The 4,575-nt window shown below is 65.1% G+C and carries 4 protein-coding genes; 3 read left to right on the forward strand and 1 reads right to left on the reverse strand.

What is annotated here, in order from left to right; genetic code table 11:
* From pheT to WA702_RS10855, 3 genes are all read left to right on the forward strand, one after another.
* Positions 1–1,685, forward strand: a 1,685-nt coding sequence (pheT, locus tag WA702_RS10845; RefSeq protein WP_425110515.1) for a phenylalanine--tRNA ligase subunit beta, incomplete at its 5' end; no start/stop codon positions are given.
* Complete coding sequence (locus WA702_RS10850) at positions 1,682–2,458, forward strand: sulfite exporter TauE/SafE family protein (protein WP_425110516.1); 777 nt, start codon at positions 1,682–1,684, stop codon at positions 2,456–2,458. The genes pheT and WA702_RS10850, both read left to right, overlap by 4 nt.
* A gap of 36 nt (positions 2,459–2,494) precedes the next feature.
* Positions 2,495–3,442, forward strand: a complete 948-nt coding sequence (locus WA702_RS10855; protein WP_425110517.1) for an MBL fold metallo-hydrolase — start codon at positions 2,495–2,497, stop codon at positions 3,440–3,442.
* Between the two features lie 20 nt (positions 3,443–3,462).
* On the opposite strand, the gene WA702_RS10860 is transcribed toward WA702_RS10855, so the two are convergent.
* On the reverse strand, positions 3,463–4,575 hold a 1,113-nt coding region (locus WA702_RS10860; protein ID WP_425110518.1), incomplete at its 5' end, for a flavin monoamine oxidase family protein.

Consider the following 4,575-nt stretch of genomic DNA (forward strand, 5'->3'; position numbering starts at 1 on the left):
TCGGGTTGCGCCCAATCAACGCGCTGGTCGATATCACCAATTTCATGACCTATGACCGCGCGCGTCCGCTGCACGTGTTCGACGCCAGCAAGGTGACGGGCAATCTGGTCGTGCGCCGCGCCCGCGACGGCGAGACCCTGCTCGCGCTCGATGGCCGCACCTACACGCTCGACAGCGGCGTCTGCGTGATCGCGGACGATCACGGCGTCGAATCGCTCGCCGGCATCATGGGCGGCGAAGCCTCAGGCTGCGATGAGAACACCACCGACGTGCTGATCGAATCGGCGCTGTGGAACGAGATCAACATCGCGCAGACCGGCCGCAAGCTCGGCATCAATTCGGATGCACGCTACCGCTTCGAGCGCGGCGTCGATCCAGCCTTCGCGGTGCCGGGCCTGGAGATGGCCACCCGGCTGGTGATGGAATTGTGCGGCGGCTCGCCGTCAGAGAACATCGTCGTCGGCAATCCCTTTGGCGACGAGCGCGTAATCGATTTCCCGCTGACCGAGGTGAAGCGGCTCGCCGGCATCGAGGTGCCGCTGGTCGAGGTCAAGCGCATCCTCAGCCACCTCGGCTTCATGCTGGCGGGCAGCGGTCAGGTTGTGAAGATTGCGGTCCCCTCATGGCGCACCGACGTGTACGGCAAGCCCGACATCGTCGAGGAAATCGTGCGCATGGTCGGCGTCGACAAGGTGCCGATGACGCCGTTCGAGCGTGGCGATGCGCCGCGCAAGCCGGTGCTGACACCGATCCAGCTGCGCACCCGCCGCGCCAAGCGCGCGCTGGCGGCGCGCGGCATGGTCGAGGCGGTGACCTGGTCGTTCATCACCAAGCAGGCGGCCGAATTGTTCGGCGGCGGCAAGCCTGAGCTCGTGCTCGCAAATCCGATCGCCGCCGAGCTCACCGACATGCGGCCGAGCCTGCTGCCCGGGCTGGTCGCCACCGCGCAGGCCAATGTCGATCGCGGCATCGGTGATGCCGCGATCTTCGAGGTCGGCCAGATCTTCAAGGGCGACCGGCCGGAAGATCAGTTCATCGCTGCCAGCGGCGTCCGCCACGGCATCGCGACGGCAAAGGGACTGGGACGGCACTGGAGCGGCTCGCAGGCCGCGACCGCATTCGATGCCAAGGCCGACGCTTTCGCTGTCCTGGCAGCCGCCGGCGCGCCGATGGCCTCGCTGCAGATCGTTGCCGGCGGACCGGCCTGGCTGCATCCCGGACGTTCCGGCACCATCCAGATGGGACCGCAGAATGTGCTGGGCACTTTCGGCGAGATTCATCCGCGCATACTGGAAACATTGCGCGCCGATGGACCGCTGGTCGCATTCGAAGTGATCCTCGACCGCATTCCGGCTGCGAAGCAGAAGCCGACCCGCGCCAAGCCCGTGCTCGAGCTCTCCGCCTTCCAACCGGTGTCGCGCGATTTTGCCTTCATCGTCGATCGTAACGTCAAGGCCGGCGACATCGTCCGCGCCGCGCAGGGCATCGACAAGAAGCTGATCACGGATGTCTCGGTGTTCGACCTCTATGAGGGCAAGGGCATCGAGGACGGCAAGAAGTCGATCGCGATCGCGGTGACCCTGCAGCCGCGCGAGAAGACGATGACGGATGAGGAGATCGATTCCGTCGCCGTCAGGATCACCGCCGAAGTTGCGAAGAAGACCGGCGGCGCGTTGCGGGGATGAGCCTGTCGGGCCTCATCCCTGCCGATGTCGGCCTGTCTGCCGCGATCGCGCTGTGCGCGATCGCATTCCTCGCCGCAACGGCACGCGGCTTCTCCGGCTTCGGCTCGGCGCTGATCTTCATGCCGCTCGCCAGCAGCGTCGCGGGACCACGGCTGGTGGCCGCGCTGCTGCTCGTCATTGATTTCATCGCGGCTGCGCCGCTGGTTCCCAATGCCTGGAAAGAGGCAGACCGCAAGGCAACTGCGGTGATCGTCGCCGGTGCATTAGTCGGCGTGCCGATCGGGACCTATTTCCTCAAGCAGCTCGATCCCATCACCACGCGCTGGATCATCTCCGGATTCGTCACTGGATTGTTGATGTTGCTGCTCTCCGGCTGGCGCTATCATGGCAAGGATTACACGGCACTGTCGCTTGCCGTCGGCAGCCTTTCAGGCTTCTGCAGCGGGCTTGCGCAGACCGGCGGCCCGCCGATCGTCGGCTATCAACTGGGCCGGCCGATCCCTTCGAAGATCGCGCGCGCCAACATTCTGCTGTTCTTCGGCGCGTCGGATGTCTTCTCGGTGGTGAGCTACGCCTTAGGTGGACTGATCACGTTTGACTCGCTCAAGCTGTCGCTGCTGATCGGACCGATTTATGCACTCGGCGTCGCATTCGGCGCCTCGCTGTTCGGCCGCGCCAGCGAGACCGTGTTTCGCACCATTTGTTATGCATTGATCGCAATGTCGGTCATCTTCGGCCTGCCCGCACTCGACGGTGTCCTCGGCCGCGGCTAGTTTGCTTCAGCCGCAAACTTCGGCCGAGGAACAAACATGATTCACCGTCGCGATCTCTTCAAATTCACAGCCGGTGCCGCCGCCTTGGCCGCCGCGCCATCCGTGTTCGCGCAGTCGAGCGCCAAGCCACGCACGCGCATCGTCTTTCTCGGCACCAAGGGCGGCCCGCGTGTCGGCAACGGCGCCTCCAATCCGGCCAATCTCGTGGTGGTGAATGACACCCCCTATCTGATCGACTGCGGCATGGGCGTCAGTCATCAGCTCGTCGCCGCCGGTGTGCCGATCCCGTCGTTGAAATACATCTTCATCAGCCACCACCATTCCGATCACAATTTGGAATATGGCAACGTGTTCTACAATGCCTGGGCGGCGGGCCTGTCGACGCCGATCCATTCCTTCGGCCCGAAGGGAATCGAGGCGATGACCAAGGCCTATTGGGAATTGAACAAGTTCGATGTCGAGACCCGCATCGAAGATGAAGGCCGGCCCGATCCGCGCCCGCTGCTGGTTGCGAAAGACATCGATGCCAATGGCGTCGTGCTGAAGACAGCAGACGTCACCGTCACCGCGTTCCGTACGCCGCATCCGCCAATCATGGATAACTTCGCCTACAAGTTCGAGACGCCGGATGGCGTGATCGTGTTCTCCTCGGACACTTGCTACAACCCGAAGCTCGCCGAGTTCGCTGAGGGAGCCGACGTGCTGGTGCACGAATGCCTCTACGTGCCGGCCGTCGATCGCCTCGTGCTCAAGACCAAGAACGGCGCGACCTTGAAGAAGCACTTGATGGCCAGCCACACCACGACCGAGGATGTCGGACGTATTGCCGCTGCAGCCGGTGTGAAGACCCTGGTGCTGAGCCATTTCGTGCCGGGCGACGATCCCACCGTCACCGATGACGACTGGACGCGCGATGTGAAGAAGAATTTTTCCGGCCGCATCATCGTCGCGAAGGATTTGATGGAGCTCAAGCTGCCGGTGTAAGCCGCCAACCTCGCGCGATCTTAATACAGCGGCGAGGCTGTCCTCGCTCTACGCCGGTGCGGCCGCGGCCGCTCCGGTGCTTCCAGCGGCTCTGGCTGCTTGAGCGCGCCGATGCGATGCAGCGCCGCGTCGGCGGCGCGCTCACCGGACTCCCAGGCGCCATCCACGGTGCCCCACAGCGTCTCATGGGTGGCTTCGCCGGCGAGAAACAGCGGCCCCAGCGGCTCGGTCAGGATCTTGCGCGAGCCCTGCCCGCCCGGCGCTGCCGCCGACATCGCACCCAGGATGCTCGGCGCGCTGTTCCAGCGGGTGGCGCTGGTCTTCTCGATTGCTGCGACCACGTCGCCGCCGAACAGGTTGGTCAGCCACTCCTTGGCAAAGGCGACCATCGCCGCTTCGCCCTTCGCTGTGAGATCGCGGCCGAATGCGCCGCCGACATCGACCGTGCACAGCGACGAGCCGCCGATATTGGCGAACAGCAAACCGGTGCGCGCCGAATTGCTCTGCTCGATGAAGACCTCGTCGCGCGACAAGCCGAGCGGATTGCCGGTGAATTGCAGCGCGATCCGATCATAGCTGCCGAGGCTGAGCTTGCCGGCGGCGTCGAGCTGCCGCTTCGGCAGTTCGGGCGTGAACTTGATCACACCCGATGTCAGCACATTGGTGGAGACTGTCAGGATGATCGCGCGTGTCGCGATCCGCCCAGAGGGGGTTTCCACGCTGATGTCGCGATTGGTCCAGACGATCCGAGTCGCAGGTGTCGACAGCGCCAGAGGCAACTGCTCGCCGAGCTTGCTGACCAGCGTGCCCAGCCCCTGGCGGCACATCAGCGCCGCATTGCGGTCCTGCGCGTGGGCCTTGTCCATCGCGGAGAGCTCGTTGAGGTCCTTGCCCGTGGCGCCGGCGCCGAGTTCGAATTCCGCGGTGCTGGTCCAGTCGCCGAGATCCTTCGGCAGCGCCGCTGCACACGAGGTATCAAGCCGGCCGCGCGCGGCCTCATCGATGGCGCGGTTGGCGCGCACCAACGCGGCCAGGAACTGCTCGGTCTCGCCGGGCCGCGCATTGCGCCGGCCGACGCGGATCCTGTGGCCGACCGGCGCGGCGGCCACGTCGAGCCCGACGCTGCGTGCGAG

Origin of the sequence: Bradyrhizobium sp. (genome assembly GCF_049798375.1) — a bacterium.
Lineage (GTDB): Bacteria > Pseudomonadota > Alphaproteobacteria > Rhizobiales > Xanthobacteraceae > Bradyrhizobium.